The sequence below is a fragment of the Bacillus sp. GbtcB10 genome, from assembly GCF_019091365.1.
GTDB lineage: Bacteria > Bacillota > Bacilli > Bacillales > Bacillaceae > Bacillus > Bacillus altitudinis.
The window spans coordinates 1-259 of sequence record NZ_JAGXJP010000231.1; the positions used below are offsets into that span (position 1 = coordinate 1).

The following is a 259-nucleotide window of genomic DNA, read 5'->3' on the forward strand; positions in this document are numbered from 1 at the left end:
TCATATGATATGTTAGTTGGTTTAGAATGAATAGAGAATGAATAAGAAATATGTGATAACTGGATAACTGGAAAAAACAGGAAACGAGTCTGGAAGAGCAAAAAGAGATTATATGCTTTACCTTTACGGCGCTGCGCAAGATTCCTTACAGAAAAGTATTGACTGACTTGCGATAACGGAGTTTCTGCTTGATTACATTCCTCTCTTATAAGCGTTTGAGATGGATTCAATTCAAAGAGTGAGTAGATCCCTTTTTCTT

At 35.5% G+C, this 259-nt stretch carries 1 protein-coding gene; it reads right to left on the bottom strand.

Going from position 1 to position 259, the window contains the following annotated elements; translation table 11 throughout:
* On the bottom strand, positions 1-259 hold a 259-nt coding region (locus KVT11_RS20165; protein WP_217609179.1), incomplete at both ends, for a hypothetical protein.